Below are 18,533 nucleotides of genomic sequence, written 5' to 3'. Positions count from 1 at the left end.
CACCGTGCCGCGGGTTTACCGGTCATACATAAATCCTTTTGTTTACATGAACTGAAAAATACTCTCTGCAGCGGGCCGTATTTTCTGATTCAGCTTATCTCTATTTGTCATCAGTTAAACATTGTCAATTGATCATGTATTTTCATTAGAACATGGTAAATTCACATATGTTATCAATGCTATGAAATCTATTTACCACTCCTCACTTGAGTATTAGAATATTATACTTTAATTATTTTATAACTATCATTTTCTTTTTTCAGAACAAATAATTCATTTACGGTATATTTTTTATAGTTAGAATAATAAAATAATTCTATTTTTTCACCACCAATAAACCCTGTGATTACGTTAGTTTTTTTAATTCACTATTCTGATAACCCCCAAATATATCATACACATTGCTCATAAATGGAATACCATTATCCCTATTCATAGATTCTTTAAACTCTTTAGACAAAATTGTATCATAAATAACATCAAATTCTTTTTCATTATATTTAACATGAAATTCTTGCAATTTCTCTTTAGCAATATTCACATTAGTATCATTACACCCTACTAAAGGCAGAAAAAAAACAAAGCAATACAATATTTTTCTATTAATCATAATATTTATCTCAATTAACTATACAGCGAGTATATTGTTGGCAAGTTATACCACCTGAGAATGTTCCCCCTCCCACCCCAGCAGCAAGGGTAGCAGAAAGATTTATAGGACCATTACTGCCATTTATTTCAACCAAGCCAGTCGCAGAACCATTAATAATAAAGCCAACATCGGTCGTTGCCCCGGAAAGAATAGTCATGCCACTGCTGGGAGGTGCATTACTGATAGTACCTGATAGAGAAATAGCACCCGCAGCACCGCCCCCAACTCCCTGACATGCCATAAGATACGCACATAAATCCAATCCTTTATCGCCATTTCCGGTAAGAACTCCACCAGAAAAACTTCCACCAAATACTCCATAACCAGATACGCCGGCATCAGCACTAACTGAAAATAGTAATGGTGAATATGTTGGTCCATTTGCCGCATCTATTGTTGCCGATGCTTCTTCGTATGACATATAGCCTTCGGAAGCAGCATTCACTGCTGAACCAGCCTCCTTACCAAATGCACCACTAAATGTAATCAGCCCTAATGGATCTACTCCCTTAACTGGATCCAGCGGATATGCATACAAATTCCACCCACCCCTCAACCCAACATATCCTTCCGTACAAAATACTCTCCAGACCTTTTAAGTTACACTAACACCTCTGCATTGATGGTTATTTATTATGTTGCGTTGGGAACACACATCCTTTCCCTTCGGCCCAAAAACTGATACCGATCATAATTATCCCGAGCAAAGCACCTCCGTACATGCAAATTAGCATCAAGAAAGAAAACATCTTATCTTCAAATTTAAATACCCGAGCATACATTTCAAACATACCAGTGATTGTATTAAAATCTATGTTTTTCCTCTTGCAAAAATTCATTCCTGAAAAGACGGCAATTAAAGCCAATGAAAATATAATAAAGAACACAATAATTCTGGCAATTCTAATTTCTTCACACATATTTACCCTACCTAGAAAAATGGTACAGATACATTAGGATTGTATGGGATTTTAAGTTCTGGGCCAGCCCCAGGCCCAGCACCAATGTATACTTCTGGCCATGTTGATGTCTGCATTATCTCAATACTTGCAATTCCGAATCCAATAGAAAAGCCAGCAGCTGCTTTTAAATCCTTAGCTTTAGGGTCTCTAAATTTCAGCCCACATGTCGCACTTGCGCGTGCGCCAACAGCAGCAACTGGAATGCTGCCAAGCCCACTAACACCTGTATTTTCATTAGCTGAAACAGATCCTGATACACCAGTACCTAACGCAGCTGTTCCAGATGCCCGACACTCTCTTGACATAGGATTTGGTGGTAAAAATGGCGCCATAGCTTTACTTATTTCCTCCGGAGAATCCCCATGCCCAGTCATCCATTCACCCAGAGAAGCTCGTTCATTGATCCCTGCCCCCATATCAATACCAGTAAATGGTTCTAATCCTAAAGGATCAATATTCTTGTTTGGATTCAGTGGATAAACATACAAATTCATCCCACCCGCCAACCCAATAGGATCCTGGGTAATATACCGCCCCTGTTGCGGGTCATAATAACGGTGGCGGTTGTAATACAATCCCGTCTCTTCATCAGCCTGCTGGCCCGGCAGACGAATGAGTTGTTGCAGATGATGCGGGTTCTCCTCTGCCAGCTGGTTGCCCCATTCATCATATTCGGCCTGCCAGGCTATCGCTCCTGCTTCATCAATCAGCGCCTGCGGCAGTCCCCGGTGGTCACAGTGGTAAAGATGGATTTTTCTCTCCGGCGTGTGTTCCGGCTCCAGATGCTTTTCCATCTGCTCCACGCTCAGCCCGCACTGCGTCAGCCACTGGCGGCTCTGGTCACTGAGCTGGCCGCTGCGCAGCTCCCGCTCCAGGTTATCCAGCAGCGTCACCAGTTCCGGCATCAGCACCAGTCCCGCGTCCTGCTGCAGTTTCTCCGCCAGCGTGCGGCGTACGGTTTTTTCCAGCGCAGCTGTTACCGTCTCCACCCGCAGCAGGGGCGTAAAACTCCCCGGCAGGTACACCGTCTGGATACGCGATTTATCCGTCTGCGTGGTGGTCAGGCGGTCGCCCTCCTGGCCGTACCACACGCTTTCCGCCGGCTCTGTCGGGACGTACCAGCCGCCATCATATGCCTCACCCTGCCACACCTGTTTGCGAATGCGGCGGCCCAGCGGATCATAAGCATAACGGCTCTCCGTCAGCATGTTGCCGCTCTGCATCCGCCGGTAATGCGTCAGCCGGTGCTGGTGGTCATAGCCGTAGTGGTGCGTGATGCTGCCGCGCGGGTGGATGCGCCGTTCGTCCTTTTCCGTCAGCCTGCCATGCCCGTCGTAATGGTAAAAACAGTGCGCATCTTCGCTGATGCGGTTAGCCGGCCAGCTCTGCGGCAGTGCCGGGAAGGTCTTCCTGTCCGCCACCCGGTTGCCCGCCGGGTCGCTCAGGCTCAGTTGCGACAGCGTATGCTGCGCGGAGGTTATCTGGGTGCTGAGTAACCGTCCGGCCCCGTCATACCGGTAATCGCGCTGCTCATGCGGCCCGCGGATACCGGTCAGCTGCCCGTCTGCATTCCAGCCGTAATCGCGGTTAAGCTGAGGGAGGCTCAGGTGATGGTGCTGTAACTGCCCGGCGGGCGTCCAGGCCGTTGTCAGTTCATAATCCCCGAAGGTGCGCTGTGTCTCGCGGTGCAGGCGGTCACGGGTGAAGTCCATCAGCGGTGTGTCACCGAACTTCATGCCCGCCAGATACCCGCTGCCATAGGTCAGCCACGCCACCGGCGGCAGGTTATCCGGCTTAAACCGGTTCATCAGCCCCTGCTCACTGTAGGCCTGTTTTGTCTCGTGCTGCCAGAGCAGCGCCTGCGTTGCCGGATCATGCACCGTCTGGCGCTCACTGATAAGCCGCCCCCGGCTGTCGTAACCGTAGTGAACCGCCACCTGCTGTCCGGCGCTGAGATGGCTGATGTCCGCCAGCCAGCCCCGTTCGTTGTAGCCCCACTGTTCTGCCGGTTCGTCATTCACCGTGCGGTGTGTCAGGCGGTCTGCCTCATCGTAATGCCAGTGCGTGATGAGCTGTTCATCTTCGCTGCGGATGAGCTGCCCGGTGGGGCCGTAGTGGTAACGCTGCGTTCTGCCGTCAAAGCCCGTTTCCTGCGTCAGCCGGTCCCGCACATCGTACCCAAAGGTGGTGGTGGCACCGTTCTCGTTCATCAGTGCCGTGACACGCCCGGCCGGGTCGTGCTCCATCCGGCGTGTCAGCCCGCCCTGGGTGGTGCTGACCACGTTACCCCACGCATCATACGCCGTGGTGGTGCGGCGGCCGTCCGGGGACATCACGGCGGTGAGGTCACCGGCGGTGTTGTATTCATAACGCGTCTGCCTGCCCTGCGCGTCCTGCTGACTGACCAGCCGACCGCGCGCATCGTAAGCCCGGTAGCGGCTGAGGCCTTCTTCCTGATGCACGGCACTCAGTTGCCCGAACCGGTCATATTCATAGCGGGTTTCATAGCCCGAGCAGTCGGTGTACGTCAGAAGCTGGCCGTAGCGGCTCCAGCTCATCTGGCGGCTGCCGGTGGCATCGTCGCGGGTGGTCGGATATTCGCTGTGCGGATCATCATAACCATAACGCGTCACACTGCCGTCCCGCTGCACTTCGCCGGTCAGCCTGCCGTGCTCATCATAGTCACGCCGGCTTTTCAGTCCGTCCGGGTGAACCGTGCTGGTCAGTTGCTGCTGGCGGTTGTAGTAAAACGCCTTGCGGCGGCCATCCGGGGCGACGGTCTCCGTCAGCTGGCCGCTGCCGGGGCTCAGCCGGTACTGCGTTGTGCGTCCCGCCGCATCCGTCTGCGCCACCAGTCTGCCGGCCGGATCGAACTCGCTGCGGGTGAGGCTGCCGTCGGCAAATTCCTGTTTGACCACCCGTCTCATGCCGCCTTCACCGTCGGTGTGCAGCACCTCGCGGCGGTTCAGGCTGTCGGTGGTGGTGACGCGATTCTGCTCATAGCGGTAGGTGTAGCTTAAGCCAGCGGGGTTGCGCTGCTCCGTCACCCGCCCGTCAGCGTCATAGACATAACGCATCTCCGGGCGACCGGCGTAACGGTGCGCCACCATCCTTCCGGAATGCAGTGCATCATACGTGAAGCCGCGCACGGCGGTGCCGCTGCGGTCGTCCACCCCGGCCAGCTCGCCCCGCGGGGAATAGTGATAGCGCACCAGCGGCTCAGCCGGCAGGTTATCCGGGTAAAGCGGGTCACGGGTGAGCCACACTTCCGCCAGGCGCACGCCGGTGTCGGTACCGTAACCGGTGGCGGGCAACGCCTCCGGGAAAGGTGACTGTTTTTGTTTCCGGGCCTGTTCTGCGCGCTGTGCCTGTGTGGTCAGCACCAGCCGGAAGCGGCGGCCTGCGCCATCGGTGACACCGGTGATGTCACCGCTGAATTCACCGGCAACCTCACGGTGAAAGGTCATCCTGTGCCCGACATTATCCACCAGTCCGGTCAGTATCAGGTACGGCGGCAGCGGCGCGGGCAGCACCTCATCCACGGCGGGGATGCGCTCACACCCGCCGAGCACCCACCACGGCCCCTGCGGGCTGCTGGTGGCGAGGTAGCGATGGGGGCTCAGGCGAAGGTCTTCCGGGAGTGCCCGCCAGAGGGCATACAGCGGGTGGTTATCCTGCAGGGCGGCCACGCCCCCCCGCGCCAGCCAGAGGGATTCACTGCGGCTGAGCGCCACCTCCCCCGGAAACAACGGAGTAAAGTGCAGGCTTCTGCCGCCGTTGTCATTGAGTATCAGGGCGTTATCGCGTATCTGCAGATGCACATCAAAAGGCGCTTTCCAGCCGGGGCCAAACACGCCCACCGGCGCCGGCGTCCGGGTCTGATAACTGCTGTAGGTACGGGAAAGCACCAGCGGCAGCGGCCCCGGCAGGGCAAGGTCGGTTTCGCCGGGCAGCACCTTGGCCCCCAGCAGCGGGTTCACCGGGTGGCCGGAGGTTCTGCCGCCCGGGCACACCGAGCAGGCCACCCCGGTTGGCGCGCCAATCATCACCCCTGGGGAGCCCTGAACTATCGGGCCGCCCATTGCCGTCATGTCACCCATCCGTGCCGCGGGTTTACCGGTCATACACAAATCCTTCTGTTTACATGAACTGAAAATTGATGGTTACGCGGGGCTGCCGTTCAGAACTGCCGCATGTCCGGCGGCTGGCTGCTGTCCGCCTCCGGTGCTTCCGGCGGATTGTCCGTCAGACCGCAGTTCCAGTTAATCATCAGGGCATCGCCGCTGACGCTCTGCACACCCTGCAGATTAATGGCGGTGCCGTTGAGGAAGATTTTCCCGTCCTTCGTCAGCACCAGCCTCGCCATCCCGCAGCGCAGTTCCAGATGCTCACCTGCGGAATACACCGCCACCTTGCCGGTGCTCTCGGTGCGGTTTTTACCCACCGTGAAGGTGACATTCTCCCCGACGCTGACGTGATACCCCTTACCGACCACCAGCGATTTCTGTATCCCCACCTGTGAGGACTGCGTCAGCGCCACCGAGGTGTTCATCACGCCCCCGACGGTGGTCTGGTAAGCCAGCCCCACGGTCAGCGCGCGGACAATACCCACCGTCTCCGACTGGTTCTGGCCGACGGTGATACTCTGGTTTTGCCCCACGATTTCTTTCTGGTTCTGCACCACCGTCTGCAGCTGGTTTTGCTTCACGGTGATGACCTGGTTGCCACCGATGGTTTCGCTATGGTTGACTTTCACATCGGTGGTGCGGTTATTGAGCACTTCAGTGTCCATGTTCTTCTGCGCATGGAGGTACAGCTGCTCCGCTGAGGTCGCGTCATCAAAGCGCAGTTCGTTAAACCCGCTGCCCTTGTAGGTTTTTGAGCGGAGAGTCATCTGCGTTTTCGTTCCCGGCAGGTCTCCCGGTGAAGCGTTAAATTCATGATAAGTCCGCCCCATCACTATCGGCTGGTCCGGGTCACCGTTGAGGAAATCGACTATCACTTCCTGGCCGACACGCGGTATCGCCAGGTGACCAAACCCGGCACCGGCCCACCCCTGTGACACCCGTATCCAGCAAGAGCTGTCTTCCGTGCCGCCGTGATAACGGTCCCAGCGGAATTTCACCCGCACCCGCCCGTGTTCGTCACAGAAAATCTCCTCCCCCGGCGGGCCGGTCACCACCGCACTCTGCGGGCCATCGACTTTCGGTTTGAAGCGCGGGGCCGGACGCCAGGTGCGTGTAGCGGGCATCACACTGAACTGGTTGATGAGGGTGGTGCCCTCACCGCGACTGCCATGCAGCGCCTGCGGCTGGTCACCGGTCAGGATACTGTTCACCACCTGCCATTCCCGGTTCTGGGCCTTTATCGGGTGACCGGAAAGGGTGAAACACACCCCCGGCCATAACGTCGCTGACGTGCTGGTCCCCGTGGCGGTTTCCGCCTGATTGCGGCAGCCCTCGGTTTTGTAACGGGTAAAATCCCGGCCGTGCTGCTCATCCTTGAAACGCCCCGGATAATCATAAATTTCATACTGTGCGCGCTGGCCGTTCAGGCTGTCGGCCTTGTGGTTATACCTCCCCGGCCAGTCCGGTACCTTAAAGGTGTAATCCTGGCTCATGACCGAAGACGGCAGCACGTTCGCTTCGTAACGAAACACGCTGATGCACTCCCTGGTCACGTCCGGGGTATTCGGGTTAAAGGGAAAGGTATTTTCTGCGCGGACCAGGCCAGCTGCGTCATCACACAGCGTCAGTTTCTGCACCTGCGCTGAGGCGTCATCGAAGAAGCTGATGCCTTCCTCGGCCCACAGTCTTGCCAGAAAATCCAGGTCAGTTTCCCCGTACTGAACGCAGAATTCCCGTGCCGGATGGCTCTCATAAAAGGAGGAGGTCCAGTCCGTGACGCCGTTTTCCGCCAGCAACGTGGCGGTGATGGTTCGGATATCCTGCTGCTGAAAAATACGGAAGTTCTGGCGCAGGCCACAGCGCCACAGGGGAGGATGAATGCGGAAACGGTAGCGCATCTGCCAGCCGTTGTTCTCGCTCATGCCGAAGGTGGCAATAATGCCGCTGACATGGCGCACGGCGGTGGCACCCTGCCAGACCGTCAGCGTGGCATTCTGCTCGAGTAACTGTTCGGCAGTCTGGCGGAAGGAGTCGCTGACAACATCGACGTCGAGGATAAAGGAGGAGGAATAATGCTGGCGGAGGAAGAAACTCACCACCGCAAAGGTGTCCGGCTCAAGCCCCGCCACCTGTAGCGTAAAACGCAGTCCTTTTACTGACATAATTCTTCCCTGTGCCGACGCGCTGCCGGACAAATGATAAACATGGTTAACAGGTGAAGAAGAATAAGCAGTCTGGTTTTTTATAGTGTGACCGCGGTCAGTTTTTCAGGTTGAAAATCAAAAAATAGACAAACATATAACTTATATATCAATAGTTTAATTAGTTATAGATATGAATCCAACAAATGAATTCGGGCTGTGAATTAATCGTTTTGACTTAAATCCAAACGGCGGACAAGGAGTCAGGTGCGAGGAGTACAGGGAAGCCGTAGCTTCCCTGTATAACAAATCATTACACCTGCAAATAGACCATTTGCGTTTGCAGATACTCATTCAGTCCGTGGCGGCCATCGGCACCACCAATACCCGATTTACGCCAGCCCGCATGGAAGCCTTGCATTGCTTCAAAGTTTTCACGGTTGACGTAGGTTTCGCCGAATTTCAGCCCTTTAATCGCTTTCATCGCGACATTTAAATCACGCGTATACACCGAGGATGTCAGTCCGTAATCGCTGTCATTAGCCATCTCAAGTGCTTGTTCCAGCGTTTCAAATGTGGTCACTGGCAGCACCGGGCCGAAGGTTTCATCGTGCATAATTGCCATTTCCTGGCGCACATCCACCAGTAGTGTTGGCGGGTAGAAATACCCTTTCCCTTCTGGTGCTTTACCGCCCAGCACCACACGCGCGCCTTCGCTGACCGCACGCGCCACTTTCTGCTCGACACGTTCAAGTGCTGCGGCGTTAATCAATGGCCCCATCGAAACATCGTTACGCTCGCCAGTGTCACCAAAACTCACCTGTTTAAAGGCCTCGCTCAGGCGAGTAATAAATTCGTCGTAAATACCCTTTTGCACATACACACGCTCCACACAGTTGCATACCTGCCCGGTGTTGATCATCCGTGAATCAACAATCGCTTTCACCGCGATATCAAGATCGGCATCGTCCATCACAATAGCAGGTGCTTTGCCGCCTAATTCCAGGCACACCTTGGTGATGTTTTTGGCCGCTGCCGCCATGATTTTCTCACCCGCGCCAACGCTGCCCGTCATGCTGACCATCGCCACTTTCGGGTTGCCCGCTAATTCTTGCCCTACCGTTTCACCGCGCCCCAGAACCAGGTTAAACACCCCTTTTGGCAGCCCGATATCGTGGACAATTTCCGCAAAAGCGATAGCGTTGTTTGGCGTGAATTCGCTCGGTTTGATAACGATGGTGTTGCCAGTAATCAGCGCGGGGGCAAGTTTGCGGGCAATCAGGAAGAACGGGAAGTTCCACGGCAAAATACCGGTGGTGACGCCTAACGCTCGTTTAAACACCAGAATATTTTCACCCGGGCGGTCACTTTGCAGAATTTCGCCTTCGTAACGGCGCGCCCACTCGGACATGTAGTCGATATAATCCGCGGTGAAGGCCACTTCCACTTCCGCCAGTTGTTGGGTTTTGCCACCTTCCGCCACAATCAGCGCGCTGATTGATTTCGCTCGTTCGCGAATACCGGCAGAAATTTTACGCAGCCATCCGGCACGTTCAATGGCGGGCAATGCTTCCCAACCCGCTTGCGCTTTTGCTGCCGCGTCAATGGCATCGCGAGCTTGCTGGGCTCCCCCATCAGGAATACGTGAAATCAGTGCTTCAGTAGCAGGATTGATCACATCAATCCACTTATCGCCCTGCCATTGAACAAATTGACCATCAATATACATTGGGTGTTGTACAGGTGCTGTCATGACTGGCTCCTTCGCGTTCACTGCTGTTATGTTTCATAGATGTAAATAGCATGTGAATACTTTAGGTAGCAAAAATAGTCATTCGGGCAAAATGGTCATGTTCTGTGATGGTTCTCAATAAAAACGCCGGAAATAAAACGATTTCGCGGCAACTCAGAAAGTTGAAAATGACCGTTTTCAGCGTGCTCACCTGAAAACGGTCATCAAAGGGGAATTACAGCAGTTGGCTGGCGGTCGGGTAGTCGGTGATCAGCACGTCGATATAGCCGCCGTGTAGTGCACCACGAATGGCATTAGCCTTGTCATTTCCGCCTGCAAGCGCCACTACATGCGGGCAGTCGCGGACCTGGCTGAGCTCCATGCCGATAACCGGGTCTTCTTCTTTGCTCAAAACCGGCTCGCCCTGCGCATTGAAATAATGCAGGCAGATATCCCCGACTGCACCGCGCTCGGCCAGGGTTTTCAGCATCGCTTCGCCATAATAGTTGCCCGAATTTTTCAGCAGCTGGGACGGCTCAAGCTCACCGATACCGAGAATAGCCACGTCCACTTCGGCGAATTTATTCACCACTTCGGCGACATCATCGCTGGCGACCAGTTTTGCTCGCTCTTCAACGGAATGCTCAATACTTTGCGATGGCAGCAGCCAGGCCGGGCAATCGAGTTGTGCCGCCAGGTTTTGCGTCAGAATGGTTGCTTGCACGTTACCGTTCGGCCCCACGCCGCCGAGCAGTTGAATCACGCCGCGCGCTTTAATGCTCTGCGGGTGCAGCTCATCGACCATCGCACGAATGGTGGAACTCCAGGAGGAAATCCCCACGAGATCGTTTGGCCGTAAACGTGTTTCCACATAATGCGCCGCCGCGCTGCCAATCGCATGCTTGATTTGCGAGGCGGGTGCTGACTCATCGACATCCACCACAATCGCCTGGCGAATACCGTATTTTTTCTCCAGCGCCTGTTCGAGCGAGAGAAAAATATTGGCGGGCTGGATAACACTGATTTTTACCACGCCCTCTTTTTGGCAGCGTGTGATAGCGCGTGAGACAAATGACTGCGACAGGTGCAATAGCCCGGCAATCTCCGACTGCTTCATCCCTTCTACAAAGTAGAGCGTCGCGATCTTGACCAACAAACGTTGTTCGTCCTGCTTTGACATGAGCGCCTCCTGTTTCTCTACCTGATATTTTTATTCAATCCTGCATAAATAACAAGACAGCATTCCTTTTGCCGTTAATTCGTACGATTTGTGATCACATTCGCCTTTTTATCATTTTGCTCAATTCCACATGGACAGAACCATGAGTCGGGCATATCGTTATATTGAATAATAAATCATGTTTGAATATATATTCAATGTGGAGATAAAAATGAAATTTACCCTGGTCAAGACCTCACTCGTTGCCACCCTACTTGCTTCATCTGCCAGTCTCTATGCCGCTGATAATGGCCTGATTGCCATTATTACCCCATCGCATGACAACCCATTCTTTAAAGCTGAAGCCGACGGCGCGATGGCGAAGGCAAAAGAGTTGGGCTACACCACGCTGGTCGCCTCGCATGATGATGACGTGAACAAACAAAACCAACTGATTGAAACCGCCATCGCCCGTAAAGCGAAAGCCATCATTCTCGATAACGCCGGTGCAGATGCCACCGTCGGCCCGCTGGAAAAAGCGAAAGCCGCCGGAGTACCGACGTTCCTTATCGACCGTGAAATCAACAAAACCGGCGTGGCCGTGGCGCAGATTGTTTCCAATAACTATCAAGGTGCGCAGTTGGGTGCTGATAAATTTGCCAAATTGCTTAACGGCAAAGGCAAATATGTTGAACTGCTGGGCCGCCAGTCAGATACCAACGCCCATGTGCGTTCACAGGGCTACCACGACATTCTCGACGACTACCCGGATATGAAAATGGTGGCGCAGCAAACCGCTAACTGGAGTCAGACCGAAGCCTTCACCCGCATGGAGTCCATTTTGCAGACTCAGCCCGACATCGTTGGCGTGATCTCCGGTAACGACACCATGGCGCTTGGCGCAGAAGCCGCCTTAAAAGCCGCCGGGAAAACCAATGTCATCGTGGTGGGTTTTGACGGTAGCGACTACGTGCGCGATTCGATTATCGCGAAGAGCAATATCAAAGCCACCGTGCTGCAACCCGGTTGGGAACAAGCACAAATGGCCGTGGTGCAAGCCGATTTCTACCTGAAAAACGGCAAACCGCAATTGCAGGAAAAACAGCTGATGGACTGCGTGTTAATTGACGACAGCAATGCATCGATGCTGAAAACCTTCAAGCTGGCTAAGTAATCCGGGAGGCTGTATGTCGCTCAAACAATGGGGTATTGGCCTGTTATGTTGCAGTGCCCTGTTGCTCACTGCCTGCCGGGTGGTGGATCTGGATGAAAACGGGCAACCGATTATTCCTGCAGATCCGAATGCGAAAGCGAGTTTCGCCAACCAGACACCCGCGCAGATAGCGCAACAAACCTGGAACAACAAAGTGATGACGCCTGCGCAGACACAAGCGCTGGACAGCAGCGCGCTGAAAACCCGTGCCGCCAGCGCCAATAACGAAAGCGTATTCGTGAAGGTTCAGGGCAAAGTCGACAGCGTGTCTCTGGATAACGAACGTGAACGCACATTGACCGTCACTGTTAATGATCAGCCACTGCAAGTGCAGGTCGGGCCGATGATTCGCGGTAACGCCATTCGCGACGCCACCGGCTACAAGTTCGAAGATTTCACCAACCAGGTGCAGTTTGCGCAGCTCTCAAAAGCCTACAACCGCGAAGCGGCAAAACACTTGCCGACAGTAGATGAAAGCTGGCAACAACAACCCATCACGGTGGTGATGGCCGTCACCCTGCGCAACGGTACCTTGAGCGATGCCGCAGCAGTTTCACTGGAACGGGGGCAACCATAATGTCGCAAGATCCGATCATTCTGCACACCCGTGGTATTTCGATGCTGTTCCCCGGCACCGTGGCGCTGGACAACATTGATTACAACGTCTGGCGCGGCAAAGTGAACGTCATCATCGGTGAAAACGGGGCGGGCAAATCGACGCTAATGAAGATTCTGGCGGGCGTTCAGCAACCAAGTGTGGGTGAAATCCGTCTGAATGGTGAAGTGGTGCAGTTTAACAGCACGCGCCAGGCCGCCGCACATGGCATCGGCATGGTTCACCAGGAGCTGAACCTGTTCGAAAACCTGACCGTTGCCGAAAACATTTTCCTCGGGCGCGAACTGCAACACGGTTTGTCGCCGATTGATGAAGCCACGCAGCAGGCACGCAGCGCGGAATTGCTCAAGCGTCTGGACCAGCCGATTTCGCCGAAAGAGATTGTGGCAAACCTGAAAGTCGGCCAACAGCAACTGGTTGAAATCGCCAAAGCACTGGCCGAAGACGCCGACATCTTAATTCTTGATGAACCGACTTCAGCGTTAAGTAAAACCGAAGTGGAAATTCTGTTCCGGGTGATTCGCGAACTCACCCGCCAGGGCGTCACCATTATTTATATCTCGCATCGTCTGGAAGAGTTAATGGCGATTGGCGACGTGATAACCATTTTACGCGATGGCAAATTCCAGACCGAAGCGCAGGTGTGTGATATCGACGTGCCATGGATTGTGCGCGAAATGCTCGGCAGCGAACCAGTATCCAGTTTCCTGAAACCCGGTCGCAATTTTGGAGCAGCAATACTTGAGGCCGAACACATCACCTGCGTCAATTCTGCGGGAAACACTGTGGTGAACGACGTCAGTTTTCAGGTACGCGCAGGTGAAATCGTCGGCATTTATGGGCTGATGGGCGCCGGGCGCACGGAATTGTTCGAATGCCTGTTGGGTACACAACGCAATTACCTCGGCAAATCATGGCTCGACAGCAAACCGGTGCCGCCGCGCCTTGCCACCGCCGAACGCATCCGTATGGGAATGAGTCTGGTGCCTGAAGATCGTAAACGTACCGGAATTTTCCCGATATCGTCAGTCGCCAGCAACCTGACGATTGCCAGTTTATGGCGGCGTTTACAGCGAGGTTTTGCGATTTCGCAGCTTGATGAAACGGCGGTGGTCGCCAGCACCATCGGCAACTTATCGATAAAAGTCTCCTCACCTGATGTAGAAATTCAGGCGTTGAGCGGTGGGAACCAGCAAAAAGTGGTGATTGGCCGCTCGCTGTTGACCAACCCGAAACTGCTACTGCTCGATGAACCGACGCGTGGAATCGACGTTGGCGCGAAAGCCGACGTGTTCCGCATGATGGTTCAGCTCTCGGAGCAAGGGATTGCGGTGGTGTTTTCCACCTCCGATCTCAAAGAGATCATGGCGGTTTCCGACCGCATTCTGGTGATGTCAGGCGGGAAAATTACCGCTGATATTCCCCGCGAACACGCCGAAGAATCGGCATTGGTTTCCGCTAGTGCACAAGGGTTCTGATATGAAAACGAATGATACTGTCGCGCTCAACGCCAGACCAGGCTCGCCGTTTAGCTCGCGGGAAAATCTGCTGCTGTTACTGCTCAAACTGCGCACCTTTATTGCGTTGTTTTTGATTGTCGGCTTCTTCGCCATCATGGTGCCAGATTTCCTCGCCATGGGCAGCCTGGTGATCATGATTAAACACATTGCTATCAACGCTTTCCTGGCGCTCGGCATCACCTTTGTCATCATTACTGCGGGCATTGATTTGTCGATTGGCGCAACGCTTGGGCTGTGCGGCATGATTGCCGGTTGGCTGATTACCAAAGGCATTGTGCTGCCGATGTTCGGCATCGCTATCTTCCCAAGTGTGTGGGTGATTGTGCCGCTGGTGCTGCTGGTTGGCGGGCTGATTGGCGCGGGTAATGGCTGGATTATCACCCGCTACAACGTCGCGCCGTTTATCTGCACCCTCGGCACCATGTACATCTTGCGCGGGGCCGCCATGTTGACCTCGGGCGGTGAAACCTTCCCCGGACTTTCCGGTAACCCACAACTCGGCAATACCGGTTTTGACCTGATTGGCTCCGGCACGCTGTTCGGTATTCCGTGGGCTATCTGGATGATGATTGTGCTGGCCGTCGCCATTGCCTATGTCGCCCGCCGCCTGCCCTTTGGCCGCCATGTTTACGCCATTGGTGATAACGAACGCGCCGCTGAACTGTCCGGCGTCAAAGTCCGCCAGGTGAAAATTTGGGTCTACACGCTGTCCGGTTTTTGCGCCGCCATTGCCGGGATCGTGGTTTCCGCGCAGCTGGTTGCCAGCCACCCGGCAAACGGCACGGCCTTTGAAATGAACGCCATCGCCGCTGTGGTGCTCGGCGGAACGTCGCTGGCTGGCGGGCGCGGCACCATTCTTGGCACGCTGGTCGGTGCATTCGTGATTGGTTTTCTGGCTGACGGCCTGGTGATGATGGGGGTCAGTGAATTTTGGCAAATGGTCATCAAAGGCATCGTGATTATTGTGGCGGTCATCATCGACCAGATGCAAAACCGCATGCAGCAAAAAGCCGCGGTCGTGGCCCAGAAAGCCATCATGGAAAGTAGCGGGAAAGTGTAGCGCATCACAAATCCTCAACGGCGGGTATTTTTTTACCCGTACGGAATAATTATTCATCTATGATTTTTAATGCAAGAGGTAACACTATGAATCCGTTCGCACTGTCAGTTACGGATCTGGAGAAAAGAGCACGCGCCGTCCGTCGCCGTATCGTCCTGCTCAATGCCAACAGCCCGGCTGGCGGCCATACCGGGGCCGATTTATCACAGGTGGAGATCTTAACCGCCCTGTACTTCCGGATACTGAATTGTTCGCCGCAACTGATTAACAGCGACGAACGTGACATCTACATTCAGTCCAAAGGCCATGCGGTTGGCGGTTATTACTGTGTGCTGGCTGAAGCCGGGTTTATTCCCGTGGAGTGGCTGCCGACTTATCAGCATGCCGACTCTCACCTGCCCGGCCACCCGGTGAAACACAAAACGCCGGGTGTGGAGCTTAACACCGGCGCTCTGGGCCACGGCCTGCCGGTCGCCGTTGGCATCGCGCTGGCGGCTAAACGCAACAACAGCAAGCGCCGCGTTTTTGTGGTGACTGGCGATGGTGAACTGGCCGAGGGCAGCAACTGGGAAGCCGCACTGGTCGCGGCGCATTACCAGCTCGATAACCTGATCATTATTAACGACAAAAACAATCTGCAACTCGCGGGTTCGACCAAAGACATCCTCAACACTGACCCGCTGGATGAAAAATGGCGCGCGTTCGGCATGGAAGTGACCGAGTGCCGTGGCAATGACATGGCTGATGTGGTCGCCACCCTTGAAGGGTTACAGCCGCACGGCAAACCGCACGTCGTGATTGCCAACACCACCAAAGGCGCGGGCATCTCCTTTATTCAGGGGCGCGCAGAATGGCACCACCGGATACCGAAAGGTGACGAAATCGTACTGGCGCTGGAGGAACTGAAAGATGAGTAATAGCGAACACCTGGCAACCGTAATGGTGAATGCCTTTATTGACGCCGTCGAACGCGGCGTAGACCTGGTGCCGGTCGTTGCCGACTCAACCTCTACGGCAAAAATCTCACCGTTTATGAAACAGTTTCCGGACCGACTGGTAAACGTCGGGATTGCAGAACAGACGCTGGTGGGAACGGCGGTTGGCCTGTCGATGGGCGGGAAAATTGCCGTCACCTGCAACGCGGCTCCGTTTTTAATCTCACGCGCTAATGAGCAGATCAAAGTCGACGTTTGCTACAACAACAGCAACGTCAAACTGTTTGGCCTCAATGCCGGAGCCAGCTACGGCCCGCTTGCCAGCACTCACCACAGCATTGACGACATCGCCGTGCTGCGCGGTTTTGGCAACATCGAAATCTATGCACCGTCCTGCCCGATTGAATGCCGCCAGATTATTGACTACGCGCTTGAGCATGTCGGCCCGGTTTATATTCGCCTCGATGGGAAAGCCCTGCCGGAACTGCACGATGCGGATTACCAGTTCAAACCAGGAGCAGTTGAGCAACTGCGCGAAGGCGACGATGTGGCGTTAGTGGCGATGGGTTCAACGGTGCATGAAATCGTTACGGCTGCGGCACAACTCGCCGATTTAGGTATTAATGCGGCGGTGATCAACGTTCCATCTATTCGCCCTTGCGATACCGCGCAACTTCTTACCATGCTTAAAAATTCACGCCATGTGATAACCGTTGAAGAGCACAACGTCAATGGCGGTGTCGGCAGCCTGGTCGCGGAAGTGTTAGCGGAAGCCGGGTGTGGCATCCCTTTGTTGCGGCTCGGGATTGCAGACGGTAGCTATGCTATTGCGGCGGATCGCAAGGAGATGCGTGCTCATCATGGAATTGATGCCGCAGGGGTCACACGTTCCGCCACAGCGCTTTGCAAAGGAGCATAGCCATGTCCAGCCCGGTAATTCTGGCTATTGATGAGGGCACCACCAACGCCAAAGTGGTGGCGGTGAATAGCAACGGGGAAATCTGTGCCCGTTGCAGTGTCGGCGTGGCAATGACGCACCCGGCACCAGGGCTTGCAGAGCAAGATCCCGTTGCGCTGTGGCGCGCCGTTTGCGAAGCGCTGAGCGGCTGCCTGCAACAACTCGGTTCCGTCACCATTGCCGGGATTGCGATAAGCAACCAGCGTGAGTCGGTGTTGGTGTGGCAGCGCCATAACGGCCAACCGTTAACGCCGGTCGTCAGCTGGCAGGATCGCCGTTCAGAACAAACGTGTGAGCAACTTTTAGCGCAGGGTCATGGCGAGCTTATCACCCGTCTTACTGGCCTGCCCGTCGACCCGTTATTCCCGGCGGCGAAAATCCGCACCCTGCTCGATGCCATTCCCGACGGCATGAAACGTGCCGCAGCGGGTGAGCTGTGTATCGGAACCATCGATTCCTGGTTGAACTGGCAACTGACTGCCGGACACTCGTTTACCACCGACTACTCGAATGCGGCCCGCACGCAGCTGTTTAATATTTACCGGGGCGAATGGGACGACGAACTGCTGCAATTATTCGGCATTCCGCGTGCCGCGCTGGCTGAAGTGCGCCCTTCTGCCGGGCACCACGGTGAAGTGCAAATCAACACCATTCCAGGCTTGCCGATCGGTACGCCGGTGCTGGCACTGATCGGTGATTCACATGCGGCACTCTACGCCCAACGCAGCGTTTGCGGGCAGGTGGTGAAAGCCACTTATGGTACCGGCTCGTCATTGATGCTTTCGCTTCCCGAACCGGCAAACCGCAGCAATCGCCTGAGCACCACGCTTGCCTGGCACGACGGCGAGCTGAATTACGCGCTGGAAGGCAACATCACCCATACCGGCTCGGGTGCCGCATGGCTGGGGAACATGTTGGGTATCAACGACCCGGCAGAACTGACCCGGCTTGCGCAATCCGCAGAAAGTAACCAGGGCGTCTATTACGTGCCTGCGCTTTCCGGGCTGGGTGCGCCGTGGTGGGATCTCCACGCACGCGGCATGATTTGTGGCCTGACGGACGCCGCTACCCCTGCGGTGCTGGCGCGAGCCGCACTGGAGTCGCTGGTCTATCAAATTGCCGATGTCTTTTTCGCCATGGAACAGGCAACCGGCGAGCGCCTCGAATCGCTGTGCGTTGATGGCACCGCCACCCAAAATCGCTGGTTGATGCAGTTGCAGGCTGATGTGCTGCAACGCCCGTTAATCATTCAACCCGCAGCTGAAATATCCGCACTCGGCGCAACGCTGTTAGCCGGAAAAACCCTTGGTTGGTGGCAAGACGGTACACCGCTTGCCGCACTGGCCCACTGTGGCGAGCGTTTGCAGCCACAGGCAGAACAACAAAAAGCAATGCAACAAAACTATAAACAGTGGCTTGAAGCCGTGGCCCGCTGCCGCTTTGTGCCGAATTAACTTT

The 18,533-nt window shown here is 54.8% G+C and carries 13 protein-coding genes; 7 read left to right on the top strand and 6 right to left on the bottom strand.

Going from position 1 to position 18,533, the window contains the following annotated elements; genetic code table 11:
- Positions 1-346: 346 nt before the first annotated feature.
- The 6 genes from EC843_RS00940 to EC843_RS00915 form a co-directional block, all read right to left on the bottom strand.
- Positions 347-541 (bottom strand): hypothetical protein, encoded by a 195-nt coding sequence (locus tag EC843_RS00940; RefSeq protein ID WP_133521408.1) that lies wholly within the window; start codon positions 539-541, stop codon positions 347-349.
- 79 nt (positions 542-620) lie between these two features.
- Positions 621-1,190, bottom strand: coding sequence for a hypothetical protein (locus tag EC843_RS00935; RefSeq protein WP_133521407.1), 570 nt, complete (start codon positions 1,188-1,190; stop codon positions 621-623).
- Between the two features lie 393 nt (positions 1,191-1,583).
- Entirely contained in the window at positions 1,584-5,738 is a 4,155-nt protein-coding gene (locus EC843_RS00930; protein ID WP_243739106.1) for an RHS element core protein, read from the bottom strand.
- Positions 5,739-5,794: 56 nt separating this feature from the next.
- On the bottom strand, positions 5,795-7,903 hold the full coding sequence (tssI, locus tag EC843_RS00925; RefSeq protein ID WP_133521406.1) for a type VI secretion system tip protein TssI/VgrG: 2,109 nt from the start codon (positions 7,901-7,903) through the stop codon (positions 5,795-5,797).
- 292 nt (positions 7,904-8,195) lie between these two features.
- Positions 8,196-9,635 (bottom strand): aldehyde dehydrogenase, encoded by a 1,440-nt coding sequence (aldA, locus tag EC843_RS00920; RefSeq protein ID WP_121813396.1) that lies wholly within the window; start codon positions 9,633-9,635, stop codon positions 8,196-8,198.
- 214 nt (positions 9,636-9,849) lie between these two features.
- A complete protein-coding gene (locus EC843_RS00915; protein WP_133521405.1) occupies positions 9,850-10,794 on the bottom strand; it encodes a sugar-binding transcriptional regulator in 945 nt (314 codons plus the stop codon).
- A 211-nt stretch (positions 10,795-11,005) separates the two neighbouring features.
- Here EC843_RS00915 and EC843_RS00910 point away from each other — a divergent pair, with 211 nt between their 5' ends.
- The 7 genes from EC843_RS00910 to EC843_RS00880 all read left to right on the top strand — a co-directional run bounded on the left by EC843_RS00910 (position 11,006) and on the right by EC843_RS00880 (position 18,529).
- On the top strand, positions 11,006-11,947 hold the full coding sequence (locus tag EC843_RS00910) for a D-ribose ABC transporter substrate-binding protein (protein WP_133521404.1): 942 nt from the start codon (positions 11,006-11,008) through the stop codon (positions 11,945-11,947).
- 13 nt (positions 11,948-11,960) lie between these two features.
- A complete protein-coding gene (locus EC843_RS00905; RefSeq protein ID WP_064546989.1) occupies positions 11,961-12,563 on the top strand; it encodes a DUF2291 family protein in 603 nt (200 codons plus the stop codon).
- Positions 12,563-14,080, top strand: a complete 1,518-nt coding sequence (locus tag EC843_RS00900) for a sugar ABC transporter ATP-binding protein (RefSeq protein ID WP_133521403.1) — start codon at positions 12,563-12,565, stop codon at positions 14,078-14,080. Before EC843_RS00905 ends, EC843_RS00900 begins: the two co-directional genes overlap by 1 nt.
- 1 nt (position 14,081) lies before the next feature.
- Entirely contained in the window at positions 14,082-15,182 is a 1,101-nt protein-coding gene (locus tag EC843_RS00895; RefSeq protein ID WP_064518738.1) for an ABC transporter permease, read from the top strand.
- Positions 15,183-15,268: 86 nt separating this feature from the next.
- A complete protein-coding gene (locus tag EC843_RS00890; protein WP_133521402.1) occupies positions 15,269-16,099 on the top strand; it encodes a transketolase in 831 nt (276 codons plus the stop codon).
- Complete coding sequence (locus tag EC843_RS00885; RefSeq protein WP_133521401.1) at positions 16,092-17,036, top strand: transketolase C-terminal domain-containing protein; 945 nt, start codon at positions 16,092-16,094, stop codon at positions 17,034-17,036. Before EC843_RS00890 ends, EC843_RS00885 begins: the two co-directional genes overlap by 8 nt.
- A gap of 2 nt (positions 17,037-17,038) precedes the next feature.
- The gene (locus EC843_RS00880; RefSeq protein ID WP_133521400.1) at positions 17,039-18,529 is read left to right on the top strand and encodes an FGGY-family carbohydrate kinase; all 1,491 of its coding nucleotides are present in this window, start codon (positions 17,039-17,041) and stop codon (positions 18,527-18,529) included.
- The last annotated feature ends 4 nt before the right edge of the window (positions 18,530-18,533 follow it).

The organism is Buttiauxella sp. JUb87, assembly GCF_004361975.1.
Taxonomy (GTDB): domain Bacteria; phylum Pseudomonadota; class Gammaproteobacteria; order Enterobacterales; family Enterobacteriaceae; genus Buttiauxella; species Buttiauxella ferragutiae.
The sequence above is the reverse complement of the archived record's forward strand: the minus strand, read 5'-3'. Positions and strand labels throughout refer to the sequence as shown.

Coding starts and splice junctions, on each gene's coding strand:
- EC843_RS00885 (WP_133521401.1), top strand. CDS start 16,092: ATGAGTAATAGCGAACACCTGGCAACCGTAATGGTGAATGCCTTTATT.
- aldA (WP_121813396.1), bottom strand. CDS start 9,635: ATGACAGCACCTGTACAACACCCAATGTATATTGATGGTCAATTTGTT.
- EC843_RS00910 (WP_133521404.1), top strand. CDS start 11,006: ATGAAATTTACCCTGGTCAAGACCTCACTCGTTGCCACCCTACTTGCT.
- EC843_RS00890 (WP_133521402.1), top strand. CDS start 15,269: ATGAATCCGTTCGCACTGTCAGTTACGGATCTGGAGAAAAGAGCACGC.
- EC843_RS00930 (WP_243739106.1), bottom strand. CDS start 5,738: ATGACCGGTAAACCCGCGGCACGGATGGGTGACATGACGGCAATGGGC.
- EC843_RS00915 (WP_133521405.1), bottom strand. CDS start 10,794: ATGTCAAAGCAGGACGAACAACGTTTGTTGGTCAAGATCGCGACGCTC.
- tssI (WP_133521406.1), bottom strand. CDS start 7,903: ATGTCAGTAAAAGGACTGCGTTTTACGCTACAGGTGGCGGGGCTTGAG.
- EC843_RS00905 (WP_064546989.1), top strand. CDS start 11,961: ATGTCGCTCAAACAATGGGGTATTGGCCTGTTATGTTGCAGTGCCCTG.
- EC843_RS00900 (WP_133521403.1), top strand. CDS start 12,563: ATGTCGCAAGATCCGATCATTCTGCACACCCGTGGTATTTCGATGCTG.
- EC843_RS00880 (WP_133521400.1), top strand. CDS start 17,039: ATGTCCAGCCCGGTAATTCTGGCTATTGATGAGGGCACCACCAACGCC.
- EC843_RS00895 (WP_064518738.1), top strand. CDS start 14,082: ATGAAAACGAATGATACTGTCGCGCTCAACGCCAGACCAGGCTCGCCG.